Raw genomic sequence first — 17,437 nt, forward strand, 5'->3', positions numbered from 1 at the left:
TTAAAGTGAGCAGGTCTTTTTACCCCGTTTAAATATATCTTTATAAATACCTAACAATAATTATGTAGTATGATTTATAATTCTATTATAGATTATTTCTTGGAGATACTAGTAATAAAATGAGTTAGTTAAGTATATTTCCACTAATTAGTTTAGCTAGAGTCATTATAACTTGAAAGGGAAGATTGTAATGTATAAAGTTTTTCTCGTAGAGGATGAACAAAACTTAAATGATATACTTGTTTTCTATTTAGAAAATGAGGGATATGAGGTTAAAAGCTTTGTCGAGGGATTAGAAGCAGAAAAAAGTATTCATGAAGGAGCTGATTTATGGATACTAGACATTATGCTGCCTGATATGGATGGATATGAACTTATTAAGAAGATAAAGGCACATAACTATGATACCCCTGTAATTTTTATATCTGCTAGAGACAAGGATTTAGATAAAATAGTAGGATTAAGAATGGGAAGTGATGATTATATAGCAAAGCCTTTTTTACCTATAGAACTAGTAATAAGGGTTGGAAAGCTTTTAGAGCGAGTATATAATAAACAGAGAATTAAAAATAAAAAACTATTGGTAAATAATACATATACCATAGATTTCAGTAAGAGAATAGTTTATAGGGGCAATACAAAAATTGACTTTACTTCTAGAGAGTTTGATCTACTATGTACTATGGTTGAAAATAGAGACAATGCATTATCAAGAGAATATATTTTAGAAAGAGTATGGGGGAAAGATTATTTTGGCAGCGATAGGGTAGTCGATGATTTGGTTAGAAGAATAAGAAAGAAGCTTCCAAAACTTAGACTAGAAACAATATATGGTTATGGGTATAGGTGGTGTGCCAGTGAGGACTAAATCTTTAAATTTTAGATTAATGGTATCCTTTATTTTGGTAATCACTATTTTTTCCATATTTATGTTTTTTTTGTTGTTTAAGTCATTTAAAAACTATTATTACGAAGATATATTTAGAACAATGGAAGACAAAAATGAAGATGAATTTGAAAAGAGAATAGAAGATATCGATGAGTTTATTGCAAGTAACAGTCAAGATAAAAGAAGCATAGAGGAAATATATTGGACTAAGACCAAAGATGGCAAGCTTCACAGAAGAAAACCTATAAAAGACAGTAATGTAGCTGAAGACATAATATCAGAGGTTGAAGAAAACATAAAGAAGCAGAAAGAATCTAGTAAGAGATATGAAGTAGATATAGATGGAAGAAAATTATTTTATGTAATAAATAAATATGATACAGGATTTAAAACAAAAAGTACTTTTACAAGAATTATTAGGGATAAGGGAATGGTTTTAAATTATACTAGAGTCACTGGAAAAGAAACAAAAGATATTATTGATGAAATTATTAAAGGTAAAATTGTTAAGGAAGATATTAGAAAAGTCATTAATAATCAAATAACTAGTGAAGGTACTATAGGAGTCATTAAAGATAGAACATCCAATATACCGACCTACCTATATAAAGTATCTTTCAAGTGGGAGGCAAAGGATGATACCCTTGAAAAAAATTTATTTATCCAGATAGGCTTTGGATTTATCATAGTAATCATAATTTTGTTTTTATTTTCATTCTATTTGTCAAAACATCTAACCGGGCCTTTAATGGAGTTAACTAATAATGTTAATAAAATTTCCAACAGAGAGCTAGATAACCCCATGAAGATAATGGATAGAGATGATGAAATAGGATCTCTAGCAAACTCAATTGAAAAAATGCGTAGAGAGCTTTTTGAATATGATAAAGAACAGAGATTTAAGCTTCATTCCATATCACATGAACTAAAAACTCCAATAATGATAGTAAAAAGCTATGTAGAGGCCCTTAAAAAAGGTTTATATCCAAAGGGTAGCTTAGATGCAAGTCTGGAGATCATAGATGAAGAGTGTGGTAGGCTAGAAAAACTAGTTTACAACCTACTATATATACAAAGACTAGACTATTTAGATAGTGAGATTGCAAATAAAGAAAACATAAATATTAAGGAGTTAATAGAAGAAGTTATAGATAATTTTTCCTTTAAACTGGAAGAAATAGAAACTAGATTAGATATAGACGATATTTATATACATGCAAACCATGATCATATAAAAATTATCATAGAGAACATTGTAGAAAATCAAATTAGATATGCAAAAACCTTAATAAAAATATCTCTAAAGGAAGATTTTGAAAAAATATATTTAACATTCTATAATGACGGTGAAAGTATTATAAATATAGGAGATATATTTAAATTATTTAAAAAAGGTAAGAGGGGTCAAAGCGGCTTAGGCCTCTATATAGTAAATAGACTTCTAAAAATTAATAATGGCGAAATATATGCTAAAAATGAGGAACAAGGTGTATCTTTTTATATAGAAATTGAAAAAAGGGCTATCTCATAAATGTCTCTTATGAGTATAGCCCCGGGGTGTTTCAGAATGAGTGAAGTTCAAGGTTTTTGAAATTTCAACGGTTTGGCTAGTACTAACGTACGTGCCAAGTCGGTGAACATTTCAAATAACGCAGAAATTCGCCATTCTGAGACACCCCCACTTTATGCTATTTTTGGACGGCTATAACCTATAATCTATATATATCCTCAGTACTAATCTGCTGGATTCCAAGCTTTCCAATAATCTCATTTGCTCTATCAATCTCTTCTACACGGATTATTACAGGCGTCTTGTCTCCCATAGCAAAGGCATACATATACTCAACGCTTATATTGTTGTCAGAAAGCTTTTTAGCGGCATCTGCTAAAGCCCCTATCTCATGGGGGATTAGTATACAAAGAACGTCGGTTAAGCTAACGGAACATCCCTTTTCCTTTAAAGCTTTAACAGCTTTATCGGGGTCATTAACAATTAAACGCAGTATTCCATAATCTGATGTTTCTGCAATACATAGAGCTGCAATATTGATCTCTTCAGCGGCAAGGATTTCAGTAACCTCAGTTAATCTGCCGGCCTTATTTTCCAAAAATATTGATAACTGCTTAATAATCATAACCATACCCCTTTCTATTTCTTTCTCTTATCAATGACTCTCTGAGCTTTTCCTTCACTTCTTTGGATAGTCTTAGGCTCAACAAGCTTTACCTTTACACTAACACCTAGAGTACTTTCAATTGTATGCTTAATTTTCATGGATAAGGATTGTAATTTCTTGATTTTATCGGAAAAATATTCTTCATTTATTTCTATCCATACCTCTAATGTATCTAGATTATTAACTCTATCAACTATTAACATATAATGAGGCTTGGTTTCTCCCATTTCTAATAGAATACTTTCTATCTGTGAAGGGAATATATTTACACCACGGATAATTAGCATATCATCTGTACGACCGGTAACCTTTTCCATTCTTACGCTGGTTCTTCCGCAGGAGCATTTGTCAGGGTGTAATATGGTTAAATCCTTTGTTCTATATCTAATTAATGGTAAAGCTTCTTTTGTTACCGTTGTAAATACTAACTCACCCTTTTCCTCATATCCTAGGGGTTTAAGGGTATCCTTATCAACTACTTCAGGAATAAAATGATCCTCGATAACATGTAGGCCAGTTTGATGTTCGCACTCGCAGGCAACACCTGGACCTATTATTTCACTTAAACCATAGATATCGAAGGCTTTAATCTTTAACTTTTCTTCAATTTCTTTTCTCATGTTATTGGTCCAAGGTTCTGCACCAAAAATTCCTACCCGAAGAGGTAAATCCTCTGGATCAATATTCATCTCTTCAAGGACCTCAGATATATACAGGGAGTATGAAGGGGTACAGGCAAGCACCGTTGTTTCGAAGTCCTTTAGTAGCTTGATTTGTTTCTTTGTGTTACCTCCGGAGATTGGTACTACAGTTGCTCCTATTCGTTCACTACCATAATGAACTCCAAGACCTCCAGTAAATAGGCCATAGCCATAGGCCACTTGAATAACATCTTCCCGGGAGACCCCACAGGAATAAAGAGTCCTTGCAACAACCTCTGACCATGTGCCAATATCCTTTCTAGTATATCCCACAACTGTCGGATCGCCTGTTGTACCAGAAGAAGCATGGACACGAACTACTTCACTTCTAGGAACAGCGAATAAGCCAAAGGGATAATTGTCTCTTAAATCCTGCTTTGTTGTAAATGGAAGCTTATCTAAATCTTCGATTCCCCTAACATCTCCAGGCTCTATACCTAAATCCTGCATTTTTTTCCTGTAGAAAGGGACATTGTAATAGACTCTTTCAATCATTTCTCTCAATCTTTCACTTTGGACCTCTCTCATTTCATCTCTACTCATACACTCGTAACGTTCATTCCAAATCATATTATTCTCACCTACTATCATCAAAATTATTTAATATTTTAAGATTTCGTACTCTTATTATAAAGGGGCTGTCTCATAAAGGTTTCTCATGAGCACAGCCCCGAGATGTTTCAGAATGAGTGAAGTTCAAGGTTTTGAAATTCAGGCGGTTTGGCTAGTACTAACGTACGTGCCAAGTCGGTGAACATTTCAAATAACGCAGAAATTCGCCATTCTGAGACATCCCCTTAAAATTCATCCTATTGCGTTAATAGTTTATAGTTGGCGTTGCTTAGAATCTCAAAGGCTTTTTTAGGATCATTTGTCTTAAAATAGATTAAGGCATTTTGAGTTATTGCACTAACATAGGAGTAAAGATATTCAATTCCTATTTCCTCATGATCTAATAAATCTAGAATCTTATATAATTCTCCAGGTGCATCTGAAATTTCAACTGCTAAAATCTCTGAAAGATTTACTGTGTACCCACACTCTACGATTACCTTTGCAGCCAACTCAGGTTTGTCAACGACCATTCTTAAAATTCCATACTCTGTAGTATCCGCTAAACAGGTACCACAGATGTTTATATTATTTTCGGATAAGACCTTTGTAATTTCAGTCAGCCTTCCCCTTTTATTCTGAATGAATATGGAAATCTGCTTCACCTTTATAACTCACCCCTTTACTTAGAGTAATTATCTTTACATGTTGTAACCTATTTCGAAGGCTGTAAGATTAATATCTATAGTTTTCTCAGGAACGGTTTTCTTTAGGGCCTTAATCCAATGTTCTTTCGCAATATCCATTTTCTTAGCGAGAGCTCCAACTAAAACGGTGTTTACGATTCTGATATTTCCTATTTCCCTTGCAACCGATAAAGCATCAACTGTATGTATGCTATTAGTGAGATTCTTTAATCTTTCAATAATTTTATCTGGATATTTCTGTGTTCCAGTTATGACCGGCATAGGTTTAATAGCTTGATTATTAACTATTAACTCTCCATCATCTTTTAGATATTGAATCCAACGTATGGCTTCCAGTTTTTCAAAGGCCATAACTATGTCTGCTTCTCCAACCTCAACTAAAGGTGAATATACCTTATCTCCAAACTTGACATGGGTAACAACACTACCACCTCTTTGAGCCATACCATGTACCTCCGAAAGCTTTACATCCTTTCCAAGGTCCAGTGCTAAATTTCCAAGAACCCTACTTGTCAATAAAGTTCCTTGACCTCCAACTCCAACTATTAATATATTTTTAGTTGCCATTTTACGCACCTGCCTTTCCGATTGCATCTAATTTACAGACATTTGAACAAAGTCCACAACCATTACATAAAGCATCGTTAATAATGATTCTGTCATTTTCCTTTTCAATGGCAGGGCATCCCAGTTTTAAGCACATTCCACACTGAACGCACTTTTCTTCAAAAATTTCAAAGGTCGGTTTAACAGTCTTATCTAATAAAGCACAAGGCCTTTGTACTATAACCACAGATGGTTCCATCTTTTCAGTTTCTTCCCTTAAGATCTTTTTCAAACCTTCTAAATCAAAGGCATCTACAACCTGGACGTTTTTAATTCCTATGGATTTAGATAATTCAACTAAATTTAATATAGGAGCATCTTCTCCCTTTAAAGTCTTTCCTGTTCCAGGATGTTCCTGATGGCCGGTCATACCAGTTGTAGAGTTATCCAATATTACCACAGTGGAAACCCCTTGATTATAAACTATGTTAACGAGACCAGTGATTCCAGAGTGGATAAAGGTAGAATCGCCAATAACCGCAACTACTTTTTTTGCGAAATCATTACCTCTAGCCTTTGCCATACCGTGGGCCATACCAATACTGGCACCCATACAGACACAGGCATCCATGGACTCAAGAGGTGGTAAAGCACCGAGGGTATAGCAGCCAATATCACCTGTTACATGGAGCCCAAGTAAATTCATAGTATAGTAGGCACCTCTATGGGGACAACCGGGGCACATAACTGGAGGTCTAAGCGGTAATTCTATGCCAGCTGTCTTTAAGTTATTTTTCTCGCCGAGAATTTTTTCTCTTATAATATTTACACTATATTCCCCCTGCTTAGAAAATATTTCTTTACCTATTACATCGATACCAAGACTCTTTAGCTGTTCCTCAATAACAGGCTCTAACTCTTCCAATACATATAATTTCTCAACACCCCTAGCAAAAGTCTTTATCTTATCTATTGGCAATGGATGAACCATACCAAGTTTTAGAAAGGAAGCCTGCGGAATGGCTTCTTTGGCATAGTTATAAACTACACCACTTGAAATAATACCTATCTTTTTCTCATTGTATTCTACTGTATTAAAGCTAAAGTCGTTAGCATCCTGTGCTATTGTATCTATGCGTTTTTCAACAACCACATGACGTTTTCTTGCCATGCCAGGCATCATAACATATTTATTAAAATCCTTAACATAAGGCCTTAAAGAAACCTCTTCTCTATCCTTGAGAGATACAATACTTTGGGAATGGGATACCCTAGTTGTCAATCTTACTATTATAGGCGTATCATATTTCTCACTAAGCTCGAAGGCGAGCTTCATAAAATTCTTTGATTCATTGCTATCACCTGGTTCTAAAACTGGTATATTGGCTGCTCTAGCGATCATTCTTGTGTCCTGTTCATTCTGAGAACTGTGCATTCCTGGGTCGTCTGCAACAAGAATTACAAGACCACCGTTAACTCCAGTATAAGAAACCGTAAACAGTGGATCAGCAGCTACATTTAATCCAACATGCTTCATCGATACTATTGTACGGGCACCACCAAAGGAAGCTCCAATAGCCGATTCCATAGCAACCTTTTCATTAGGAGCCCACTCGGCGTATATTTCATCGTACTTTGCAACAAACTCTGTGATTTCTGTACTTGGTGTACCTGGGTATGCAGTAGCTATAGTGACTCCAGCCTCATATGCACCCCTCGCAATTGCTTCATTTCCTAACATTAACCTTTTCATAGAATCCCCCTATTTATCCTATCCTTATTTCTCATTTCTCAAGTCGACTACTCTTTGAGCCTTTCCAGTAAATCTTTTTAATGATTTTGGTTCAACTAAATGAATTTTAGTATGAAGCCCCAAAACTCTATGTATATCGTGTTTAATTCTGTTCTCTAAGTTTTTAAGGCTTGCGAAGGAGTTTAAAAGCTTACCGTCTATTAGTTCAACAGATATCTCCAACTTATCGAGATAGCCATCCCTCTTAACTACTATTTCGTAATGAGGACCAATCTCCTCAAAGGCAAACAATACACTTTCGATTTGAGAAGGGAAGACATTAACCCCTCTTATAACCAACATATCATCACTTCTACCTTGTATCTTAGCCATCCTAGCCATAGTACGACCACAGCTGCACCTATCAGTCATTAAATAAGTTATGTCCTTTGTTCTGTAGCGTAATATCGGTAAGGCTTCCTTTGAAATAGGTGTAATAACTAATTCACCCACTTCGCCTTCCTTTAGGGTTTCTCCCGTTTCAGGATTAATAACCTCTACAATAAAATGGTCTTCGGCAATATGCATACCCTGCTTATGGGTACATTCACCGGAAACCCCTGGTCCAATCAATTCACTCATACCATAATTTTCAGTTGCAACCATACCCCACTTTTTCTCTAGTTCTTTTCTCATTTCCTCAGTAGAGCCCTCACCGCCAAAGACACCAAACTTAATGTTTAAATCTTTAGCAGGGTCTATACTCATTTGTTCAGCTACCTCAGCCATATGAAGGGCATAGGTTGGAGTGCTGATTAAAGCAGTTGTACCAAAATCCTTCATTAGCATGATCTGCTTTTCAGTGTTTCCACTAGAAGTTGGAACAACAGTGGCTCCGACTTCCTCTAATCCATAATGAAGGCCAAATGCACCAGTAAAAAGGCCATATCCAAAGGCTACCTGAGCAACGTCATCGGAGGTCACGCCAGCCTTTGTTACAATTCTAGCTACAAGATCGGTCCAGGTTTTAAGGTCATTTTTTGTATAACCAACAACCGTTGGCTTACCCGTTGTTCCAGAAGAAGCATGGATCCGAACAAGATCCTTTTTTTCAACGGCAAACATACCAAAGGGATAGTTATCTCTTAAATCATCCTTTACTGTAAAAGGTATTTTTCTAAGATCATCTAAGCTTTGTATATCCCCTGGCTTAAGTCCTACTTCATCAAATTTTGATCTATACATAGGAACCTTTTCATATGCTTTGCTAACAGTTTCCTGTAGACGCTTCAGCTGAATACTTTGAATTTCCTCTCTATTCAAGGTTTCTGTATTAGACCAATAGGTTTTATCCATTTTTTCACCCCTTTGTTGATTTATAAATCCTTAGATAAGGATAAAATTCTAATTTAGCGGTATTAAAAGATATATAGTATGTCAGAGACATAAAATTATATAATAGTCTTAAGAAAGATAGATTATATTTAGTGCATAAAAATAGGAAAAAGTATGTAATTATTAAATATTAACATTTTGCAAAAGATTTGTCCAAATTTTCAAAAAAAAATAAAACCTATAAAAAAGTTTAGGTTTGCTAATAAAATAAGTTATTGTTTAAAAGTATAATTATACAAAAATGATCACTGCTAAAAAATTTTAATCATAGATTTTTATTTAAAAAAAGTTCAAATAAAAAAAAGAGGGATTCAATATCCCCTCATTTCATTAAAAACAAAACTCATATTCAATTTCATTATTCTTTATCTCATTAAGCAATTTTGCTCTTTTAGTTATTCCTAAAACATAATGGATTTGCTGATTGGTTGGAAGTCCCTGAGGGTCTGAACAGGTTGTATAGGTATCAATAATGATCCATCCCTGACTCAAAAACCTATTTACCTCATCATTAATCGAATTATGAGATTCAGAATAATAGCCACTGGAAATTGTCCTCGTTTCAACAACATCCTTGAATTTCATAAGATCACCTCTATCCCTCTAATGAGCATTCTTAATTTTAACAATATTTTTATAATTATAACAATTATAACTAACAACTTCAATAATAAAAAAGAATTTATAAGAAAAAATTTATAAATATTAACTTGTCTAAGTAAGAAAATTTTTGTTTTGAGGGTGGCGAAAATCTGATTTTTATTGAGGATAAATAAGAAAGAGCAAATCATTTGTTTATAATTATACGTTTGATACAAAAGTTAACCTATTGATAGAATCTTGAACAAGATTGAATAATACATGAATTCGTAAAGAATATAAATAAGAAAATGATGAAATAAGATATAATATATCATAATTAACTTTAAAAGATATATATGGGGGTGTATAGTAAATGAGAATTTTAAAAAAAAATACAGGAGCTATTATAGTTGATGTACAGGAACGTCTTGTTCCACATATATACAAAAATGAAGAACTAATAAATAATCTTGAGAGACTTATCAAAGGTTTAAAAGTACTAGAAATTCCAACAGTAGTAGCAGAACAATATACTAAAGGATTAGGATTTACCGTTGAAGGTATTCATAAAGCCCTAGGAAAATATAAATCAATTGAAAAAACATCCTTTAGCTGTTGTGATAATGGTTCTATTAAGGACAGGCTGAGTGAATTAAATAAGAAATGGGTTATAGTAGCGGGAATAGAAGCCCATATATGTGTGCTTCAAACCGTTGTAGACTTAGTAGATATAGGGTATATTCCTGTTCTTATAGAGGATTGTGTTTCTTCAAGAAAGGAAAATGATAAGAATATTGCTATAGAAAGAATGAAGAGTGAAGGGGCTATGATAGCAACCTATGAGTCGATTCTATTTGAACTTTGCAGGCATTCTGGTACAAGTGAGTTCAAGGCGATTTCTCAATTGGTAAAATAAAATTGATATTTGAATGAATGTTGATTTTTAGGTGTATTTGTAAGATAATTAAAAAAATATTTTAACTATGTAGACAAATGTTTCTTTATTATAATGAAATACTATATAGAATATGGTTGGTGATTATATGAAGGATATATTGAAAAAAATGCAGGAGACCATAAGTAAGTACGCTATTGTTCTGTCTCAGGTTTTAAAAGTAGATGTAGAGATTGTTGACGATAAATTAAATAGAATAGCTGGAACTGGGATGTTTAAGGAAAGAATTAATATGAACATGTCTAGTGAAGGATATGTAATTAAGAAAGTTATAGAAACGGGAGAAAAAAAGATCATACAAAACCCAAGCATGCATCCAATCTGTATAGAATGTCCCAATAAAGATTCTTGTCAAGAAACCTTTGAAGTAAGTACACCAATAAAATTAGGGCATAAGGTAATAGGTGCTATAGGTTTTGTTTGTTTTACAGAAAAGCAAAAGGACCACATACTAGAAAACTATAATACATTTATTGAATTTCTTGATCAGATTTCGGATTTGATAGCTTCTAAGGCTATTGAAGTTATGGAAAATGAAAGGAACCTAGCTGTTATAGAGTTGTTTAATAATATTATAGATAAAATAGAAGAGGGCGTAATAGTTTTTGATACAAATTACAAAATTTCTAAGATTAATTCGATTGCGAAAGAGATGTTAAAATTTCCTCCAGACAATAATGAAATTACTAGTATTGCCTTAAAAGAAACGGGTAATGAGATTTTGAATTTAACTGAGTATAATTTACAAATTAATGGAGAATCCTATGATTTAGCTGGAAAATATTTTAACATAAATATAGGTAATTATAATAAAATATTCATTTTCAAGGATTCTAACCTAATAAAAGAAAATGTCTTGACTCTTACTGCATCAAAGGAAAAAATAGGGCTAGATAGAATACTAGGTCAGTCTCTACCGATCAGAGAGCTCAAGAAAAAAGTTGAAATGATAGCGTCATCATCTTCAACGGTATTAATCAACGGTGAAAGTGGTACTGGAAAAGAGTTATTTGCTAGGGCACTACATGAAGAAAGCGATAGGGCAAATGCCCCCTTTGTTGCAATAAACTGTGCTGCTATTCCCGATAACTTACTTGAAAGTGAATTGTTTGGATATGTTAAAGGTGCATTTACCGGTGCCGATCCAAAGGGGAAGATTGGGAAATTTGAATTAGCTCATAATGGAACCCTATTTTTAGATGAAATTGGAGATATGCCTTTATACATTCAAGTTAAGCTTCTCAGGGCTTTGGAAGAAAAAGAAATTGTAAAACTTGGCTCAAATAAATCTATAAAAGTAAATGTGAGAGTAATTGCTGCTACGAATAAAAACTTGGATGAGATGATAATAAATAATAGTTTTAGAGAAGATCTGTATTATAGACTAAATGTAATACCATTGCAGATTCCTCCCCTTCGAGAAAGAGAAGGAGATATACGTTTACTGACGAGCAGCTTTATAAGTAGGTTTTCTAGATTGTTCAATAAAAATGTAGTTAAAATAGAAGATGAGTTTTGGAGTTATATTGAAAAATACCCTTGGCAGGGAAATGTAAGAGAACTTCAAAATACGATTGAATATGTAATCAATATGCTAGAGTATCCTGGTGTAATTAATACTAAGCTGCTACCAAAAAAGATTAAGAATGTTTCTATGAATTTGGAGTTTGAAGATTTAAACTTAGAGCAAATGGAGAAAAAGATTATAAATAAAGCAATTGAGATCTATGGTGATGATGGGGATTCTAAAAAAATTATTGCAGAAAAACTTGGAATTGGTATTGCAACATTGTATAGGAAGTTAAAAAAATATGGATTATAAGATTGTATTAGAAGGCTATTATCAAAATGATATTATTTATCGTTTTGATAATAGCTCTTTTTTTATTGTATTCATAACGGTTTGTTAAAGTATGAATTATTGGACTGTACCAGACTATTATCAAAATGATAATAATTTTAAGTATATTTGGCTAAATTTCAACAATTTATTTTGGCATGGCACTTGCTTTATACATTAATGACTAATTTTTTTTGGAGGTATATATATGAAAATATTTGATGAAACATTTGGAATAAAAGCTGTATTAACTGATGTAGTAGAGGATGGCTCCCCAGAAATTCTAAATGAAAAAATTGTAGAAAGCACAAGAAAATTTCATTCATCTATTAATGGATATAAGGCTACACCCTTAGTATGCCTAGATGAACTTGCTAAAACTTTAGGAGTTTCAAAAGTTTATGTGAAGGATGAGTCCTATAGATTTGGTCTTAACGCATTCAAATGCTTAGGCGGGACCTTCGCAATAGCAAAGCTTTTGTGTAAAAAACTAGGAGTAGATATAAATGATGTTACCTTCGATTATTTTAAATCAAAGGAAGTTAAAGAGAAAATAAAGGACATGGTTTTTGTAACTGCCACAGATGGAAATCATGGTAGAGGTTTAGCTTGGGCAGCAACTCAATTGGGATGCAAGTCTGTTGTCTATATGCCTAAGGGGTCTGTACAAAGCAGAGTTGATGCTATTAGAGAAGCAGGTGCAGATGTTTTTGTTACGGACTTAAATTATGATGATGCAGTAAGACTGGCGACACAAACAGGAGAGCATAATGGATGGTATTTAGTTCAAGATACAGCGTGGGAAGGATATGAAGAAATACCTAACTGGATAACCCAAGGATACAGCACAATGGCTAATGAATCCTTAGAACAGTTAAGATTAGACGGCATCGAAAAACCAACCCATATATTTCTACAAGCTGGAGTAGGTTCTATGGCTGGAGCTGTTTTAGGATACTATGTAAATAAATTTGAAGGCAATCCTCCTACCACGGTTATCGTGGAACCAGAAAAGGCTGACTGTATTTATAAATCTGCCTTAGAGGGAGATGATAAACCTCATTTTGTTACAGGGGATTTAAATACTATTATGGCAGGACTTGCCTGTGGAGAGCCTAATCCAATTACTTGGGAAATATTACGTGATTTCGCTAGTTTATATGTTTCTTGTCCAGACTATGTATCTTCAAGGGGAGTTAGAATTCTTGCTAATCCTATAGGAAATGATAGAAAGGTAGTATCTGGAGAATCAGGCTCAGTAGGAATAGGCTTATTTTCTGTACTAATGGAAAGAGAGGAGCTTCATGGTATAAGGGATGGTATAGGATTAAATGAAGAATCTGTGGTACTTTTCTTTAATACTGAGGGGGATACTGATCCAGAAAACTATAGGAAAATAGTTTGGGATGGTAAGCATTCATCTGTATTTAATGATGTTTAAAAATTTGAAAAAACAAGCTACTGAAATTATGGGAGCATTTGAATTCCATACTAGCTTAATGAGTCATCTATAACATTATTTGTCCTATGTATAATAGATTGGCAAAAATGTTACTAATTTTATAAAATACTAAAATTTATACTTACTAAGAGAGGGGATATTTAACATGAAAAAAATAATTAGCACTGAAAAAGCACCAGCAGCAATTGGGCCATATTCTCAAGGAATAGCAATAAACAATATGGTATACACTTCAGGACAGCTGCCGATCAACGTAGAAACTGGTGAAATGCCTAAAACAATAAAAGAACAAACAAGGCAATCACTTGAAAATGTAAAGGCCATTGTTGAAGAAGCTGGTTCAAATCTAGAAGGAGTAATAAAGACAACGGTATTTCTGAGTGATATGAATAATTTTACTCAAATGAATGAAGTATATAAGGAGTTTTTTATAAACAATTATCCATCTAGAAGTGCCGTAGAAGTTGCACGTTTACCTAAGGATGCCTTAGTTGAAATCGAAGTAGTAGCAGTTATTTAATAAATAATATAAACACTATTAACTCCGTACACAAAATTTTTAAAATAAGAGAGATTTTCTGAGTTCGTTGAAAAAATTATATATTTTGATTTTAAAGATGTGAATTATGTATTTATATAATACTAGGCTTTGAAAAAGGTATTTTTTCATCAGTCTCAATTTTCTCTCTTATTAAATAAAAATAATCAAAGGAGGACAAATTGATGGCAAAATTAGTAGGTTTTTTGAATGGCATAGTGTGGAGTAATGCATTAGTGTATCTATGTCTGGGAGCAGGGCTTTTTTATTCAATTGGAACTCGTTTCGCACAGGTTAGACACCTAAAAGAGATGGTTGTACTGATGTTTAGTGGTAAAAGCTCTGACAAGGGAGTATCTTCATTTCAAGCCTTATCATTAGCTTTATCTGCGAGGGTAGGAACAGGTAATATAGCAGGGGTTGCAGCTGCAATAGCATTTGGGGGACCCGGGGCAGTATTTTGGATGTGGGTTCTTGCGTTCTTAGGAGCAGCCACGTCCTTTGTTGAATGTTCTTTGGCACAGGTATACAAGGTTGAGCTAGATGGACAGTACCGTGGAGGAACAGCTTATTATATTGAGAAAGCATTGGGGATAAAGTGGTATGCAGCAGCCTTTGCTATAGCAAATATATTTGCTATGGGTGCTACTGCACCAGGAGTACAAGCAAATGCAATAGCAGCAGCTCTAGATAGTTCATTTGGAATAGCTCCAATAGTTACTGGTATTGTTTTAGCTGGAATTATGGCACTAATAATATTTGGTGGAGTTAAACGTATTGCGAGAATTGCGGAATTTATGGTTCCGTTTATGGCTATCGCATATATTTTAGTTGCAGTAATCATTATTATTATAAATGCTTCAAAGGTACCAGAAGTTTTTGGAATGATTGTAGGTAGTGCATTTGGAAAGAACGCAGTATTTGGCGGTATAATTGGTAGTGCAATATCATGGGGCGTTAAGCGTGGAATCTACTCCAATGAGGCAGGACTTGGTACAGCTACACAGGCTGCTGGCGCTGCTGAAGTATCGCATCCAGCAAAGCAAGGTCTTGTACAGGCATTTTCTGTATATATAGATACACTATTTGTATGTAGTGCAACTGCATTTATGATTTTAATGTCTGGTGCCTACAATGTACACCAGGGAGATGGATTTATAGTAGAAAATTTACCAGGGGTTGAAGCGGGACCAGTTTTCACAATTAAAGCTGTGGAAAGCGTTTTCAGTGGCTTTGGTAGTGCATTTATTGCTATTGCATTATTCTTCTTTGCATTTACCACTTTAATAGCAGCTTCTTATTTTGGAGAAACAAATGTGGCATATTTATTTAGAAAAAGAGACATTAAATTACCAGTTGCAATATTTAGGATAGGTTTTATAGCTACTACATTAGTTGGTGCACTAAGAACTGCTGATTTAGCATGGGCTCTTGGTGACTTAGGTTTTGGCTTGATGGCATGGTTAAACCTTGGAGCAATATTCCTATTAAGTAAAATAGCATTTAAGGTTCTTAAGGACTACGAAGACCAAAAAGCTCAAGGTTTAGATCCTGTATTTGACCCTGATAAGATTGGAATAAAGAATGCTGATTTATGGATGAAACTAAAGAAAGAGTATACAAAATAAGTCCTGAACTGGAGGATATTAAGGTGGATTAGTAGGAGCAGTATTTCTAATTACTGCTCAAACTATATAATGAGAAACATTTTTTAATAACATATGAGTTCAATATGTTGTATTGCTTAAAGCGTAATAATAAGAGATTAGTTTTAATCTCTTATTATTAATAAAAAAAATATTATATTAAACAATAAGGAGGCAACTCAATGTCTAAGAATTTTGTTTGGGGTCCAACCTTTGGTGAAATGTTAAACCCAGATACAATACCTTCAGAAATCAGAGAAAAGGCTATTAAAGCAAAGGAAGAAAATCCTTTAGACCCAATAAATCTTTTTAATATCAATTGGACAGATGATAAGGGAAATTTATCATATGCTGTTATACCAAAGGAATTAACAGGTGTTGATGCAAATATTGTTGTTCTTTATGGTAAACATTTTCCAACAGGAAGTCATAAAGTAGGAGCAACATATTCCGTTGCTGTTCAAAAGCAGTTAGAAGGCGAAATTGTACCAGGCGAAAGTACTATAATATTTCCTTCAACTGGTAACTATGCAATAGGTGGATCCTTTACAGGTCCTAGAATGGGTTATACAACTAAGGTTATATTACCTGAAATGATGAGTAAAGAAAGGTTTGAAAAAATCTCACATTATGGTGCTGAGTATATAAAGACACCTGGTTGCGAGAGCAATGTAAAGGAAATATATGATAAGTGCTGGGAACTAAAGGCGGAAAGCCCTGCTAATAAGATATTGAATCAATTTGAGGTTTTGGGTAATTATATGTTTCACTACCACGTTACTGGTAATACAATGGCCCAAGTTACAGCTGAACTAGCTGAAAAGGGAATAGGAAATGGTAGAGCGGCGGCTATCGTTTCTGCTATGGGATCTTCTGGAACGATTGCATGTGGTGATAGATTAAAGCAGTTATTCCCTGAAACAAAGATAATAGGACTAGAACCTATCCAGTGCCCTACAATCTACAATAATGGATATGGCGATCATGATATTCAAGGAATTGGTGATAAACATGTCACTTGGATTCATAATGTGATGAATATGGATGCTATCATGTGTATAGATGATATGGAATCTAAGAAGGGATTACAATTACTCACCGATGAAGTTGGTAAAGAGTACCTATTGAGTGCTGTAGGGGTTGACAAGAAGTCAATTGAAATGATGTCCGAGATATTTGGAATATCGGGTGTTTGTAATTTACTTGGAGCTATTAAGACTGCAAAATACTTTGATATGACAGATAGAGACGTTATATTTACAGTTTGTACAGATGCGATAGATCGTTACCACTCTGTTATGAAACAGCTTGATGAAGCTTATGGTGAAATGGATACTACAAAGGCCGCAGTAAGATATGAGTCTATATTCAAGAATGTTAAATTAGACTATATTGAAGAAGGAACATATAAGAACAGATTAAGATGGCATAACCTAAAATACTATACATGGATTGAACAACAGGGTAAAACTATAGAGGAATTAAATGCACAAAAGAGACAAGATTATTGGATTGAGATACAGCAAAGTATTGAAGCTTTTGATGCAAAATTGGAAGAAGCTAGAGGATACTAGAAATCTTAGGATGTATAAGTATATTCTGAGCTTATTGACAATGTCAATAAGATTGAAGGATGCACGTATACATCCTCTCCTTTTTCTGCATGAAGACAAAGTTATATGGTTTGAAGGGTATATTTAGGTAATGTAATTTCA

Annotated in this window: 15 protein-coding genes; 8 read left to right on the forward strand and 7 right to left on the reverse strand. The window is 33.9% G+C overall.

Annotated features, from left to right (window positions below; genetic code table 11):
• Positions 1–190: 190 nt before the first annotated feature.
• Together R9X47_RS16480 and R9X47_RS16485 are read left to right on the forward strand one after the other, a co-directional pair.
• Positions 191–868, forward strand: a complete 678-nt coding sequence (locus R9X47_RS16480; protein ID WP_432662149.1) for a response regulator transcription factor — start codon at positions 191–193, stop codon at positions 866–868.
• The gene (locus R9X47_RS16485; RefSeq protein WP_432662150.1) at positions 858–2,420 is read left to right on the forward strand and encodes a histidine kinase dimerization/phospho-acceptor domain-containing protein; all 1,563 of its coding nucleotides are present in this window, start codon (positions 858–860) and stop codon (positions 2,418–2,420) included. Before R9X47_RS16480 ends, R9X47_RS16485 begins: the two co-directional genes overlap by 11 nt.
• Positions 2,421–2,598: 178 nt before the next feature.
• On the opposite strand, the gene R9X47_RS16490 is transcribed toward R9X47_RS16485, so the two are convergent.
• From R9X47_RS16490 to R9X47_RS16520, 7 genes are all read right to left on the reverse strand, one after another.
• The gene (locus tag R9X47_RS16490) at positions 2,599–3,024 is read right to left on the reverse strand and encodes a hypothetical protein (protein WP_432662151.1); all 426 of its coding nucleotides are present in this window, start codon (positions 3,022–3,024) and stop codon (positions 2,599–2,601) included.
• A gap of 14 nt (positions 3,025–3,038) precedes the next feature.
• On the reverse strand, positions 3,039–4,337 hold the full coding sequence (locus R9X47_RS16495; RefSeq protein WP_432662152.1) for a phenylacetate--CoA ligase family protein: 1,299 nt from the start codon (positions 4,335–4,337) through the stop codon (positions 3,039–3,041).
• 239 nt (positions 4,338–4,576) lie between these two features.
• A complete protein-coding gene (locus R9X47_RS16500; RefSeq protein ID WP_432662153.1) occupies positions 4,577–4,984 on the reverse strand; it encodes a hypothetical protein in 408 nt (135 codons plus the stop codon).
• A gap of 36 nt (positions 4,985–5,020) precedes the next feature.
• Positions 5,021–5,593 (reverse strand): indolepyruvate oxidoreductase subunit beta, encoded by a 573-nt coding sequence (locus R9X47_RS16505; RefSeq protein WP_432662154.1) that lies wholly within the window; start codon positions 5,591–5,593, stop codon positions 5,021–5,023.
• A gap of 1 nt (position 5,594) precedes the next feature.
• Positions 5,595–7,325 (reverse strand): indolepyruvate ferredoxin oxidoreductase subunit alpha, encoded by a 1,731-nt coding sequence (gene iorA / locus R9X47_RS16510; RefSeq protein WP_432662155.1) that lies wholly within the window; start codon positions 7,323–7,325, stop codon positions 5,595–5,597.
• 24 nt (positions 7,326–7,349) lie between these two features.
• On the reverse strand, positions 7,350–8,660 hold the full coding sequence (locus tag R9X47_RS16515; RefSeq protein ID WP_432662156.1) for a phenylacetate--CoA ligase family protein: 1,311 nt from the start codon (positions 8,658–8,660) through the stop codon (positions 7,350–7,352).
• A 369-nt stretch (positions 8,661–9,029) separates the two neighbouring features.
• On the reverse strand, positions 9,030–9,284 hold the full coding sequence (locus tag R9X47_RS16520) for a hypothetical protein (RefSeq protein WP_432662157.1): 255 nt from the start codon (positions 9,282–9,284) through the stop codon (positions 9,030–9,032).
• Positions 9,285–9,654: 370 nt separating this feature from the next.
• On the opposite strand from R9X47_RS16520, the gene R9X47_RS16525 reads away from it, so the two are divergent.
• The 6 genes from R9X47_RS16525 to R9X47_RS16550 all read left to right on the forward strand — a co-directional run bounded on the left by R9X47_RS16525 (position 9,655) and on the right by R9X47_RS16550 (position 17,296).
• On the forward strand, positions 9,655–10,197 hold the full coding sequence (locus tag R9X47_RS16525; protein ID WP_432662158.1) for a hydrolase: 543 nt from the start codon (positions 9,655–9,657) through the stop codon (positions 10,195–10,197).
• Positions 10,198–10,324: 127 nt separating this feature from the next.
• Positions 10,325–12,058 carry a sigma-54 interaction domain-containing protein gene (locus R9X47_RS16530; protein WP_432662159.1) on the forward strand — a complete coding sequence of 578 codons (1,734 nt, stop codon included), beginning with the start codon at positions 10,325–10,327 and terminating at the stop codon, positions 12,056–12,058.
• Between the two features lie 226 nt (positions 12,059–12,284).
• The gene (dpaL, locus tag R9X47_RS16535; RefSeq protein WP_432662160.1) at positions 12,285–13,517 is read left to right on the forward strand and encodes a diaminopropionate ammonia-lyase; all 1,233 of its coding nucleotides are present in this window, start codon (positions 12,285–12,287) and stop codon (positions 13,515–13,517) included.
• A gap of 166 nt (positions 13,518–13,683) precedes the next feature.
• Positions 13,684–14,058, forward strand: a complete 375-nt coding sequence (locus tag R9X47_RS16540; protein ID WP_432662161.1) for a RidA family protein — start codon at positions 13,684–13,686, stop codon at positions 14,056–14,058.
• A 203-nt stretch (positions 14,059–14,261) separates the two neighbouring features.
• On the forward strand, positions 14,262–15,704 hold the full coding sequence (locus R9X47_RS16545) for an alanine/glycine:cation symporter family protein (protein ID WP_432662162.1): 1,443 nt from the start codon (positions 14,262–14,264) through the stop codon (positions 15,702–15,704).
• Positions 15,705–15,904: 200 nt separating this feature from the next.
• Positions 15,905–17,296 (forward strand): PLP-dependent cysteine synthase family protein, encoded by a 1,392-nt coding sequence (locus R9X47_RS16550; protein ID WP_432662163.1) that lies wholly within the window; start codon positions 15,905–15,907, stop codon positions 17,294–17,296.
• Positions 17,297–17,437 lie beyond the last annotated feature (141 nt).

The sequence above is a fragment of the Wukongibacter baidiensis genome, assembly GCF_050888315.1.
GTDB lineage: Bacteria > Bacillota > Clostridia > Peptostreptococcales > Caminicellaceae > Wukongibacter > Wukongibacter baidiensis.